This window comes from Sphaerospermopsis reniformis, from assembly GCF_005402885.1.
GTDB lineage: Bacteria > Cyanobacteriota > Cyanobacteriia > Cyanobacteriales > Nostocaceae > Sphaerospermopsis > Sphaerospermopsis kisseleviana.
The window spans coordinates 1-817 of record NZ_BJCE01000521.1 but is presented as its reverse complement, the minus strand read 5'-3'; the positions used below and the strand labels follow the sequence as shown (position 1 = coordinate 817).

General features: G+C 34.9%; 1 pseudogene. It reads left to right on the top strand.

The annotated features are described in order from the left end of the window. Nucleotides 1-817 (top strand): annotated as a pseudogene (locus tag FFR48_RS28175) (hypothetical protein); the annotation flags it as partial.

Genomic DNA, 817 nt, shown 5'->3' with positions numbered 1-817 from the left:
AAATGTAGGTGGAACAACATCATTAAATGGCAATATTACCACCACTGGAAGTCAGACTTATAACGATAATGTCACCATTACGAATAACCCCACATTAACAGGAAATGAAATTACCTTTAATGAAACTGTAGATGGTAATAGTAATTTAACCTTGAATGCAGGTGCAGGAAATTTAACATTTGCACAAGCAATAGGTAACACGACAGCATTAGCAAATATTATTGCTAATAGTACAGGGATAACCGCATTTAACACCGTTAACGCTGCAAGTTTACTAACAAATGTAGGTGGAACAACATCATTAAATGGCAATATTACCACCACTGGAAGTCAGACTTATAACGATAATGTCACCATTGCGAATAACCCCACATTAGCAGGAAATGAAATTACCTTTAATGAAACTGTAGATGGTAATAGTCATTTAACCCTGAATGCAGGTACAGGAAATTTAACATTTGGTAATGCAGTAAATGTCAATAGCTTAACCACAACAGCTGCAAATACGAACATTGCCAACAATATTACAACAGCAGGAAATCAAACATACAATGGAGATGTCAACCTCACAGGTAACAATAGTAATCAAGAATTAAAATCCAATATTGGAAACATAGAATTTAATGGCAATGTAGCAGCAGGAAATAATAACGTCACATTAACAGCAGATGATATAAAATTACCAGAATCACCCACCACAACAACAGGAACAGGAAATTTAACCATTCAATCTGCAACCGCAAACAGAAATATCACTTTAGGTAATGAAATTGCGGGAACATTAAATTTAACAAGTGCAGAAATAGCAGGTTTAGCA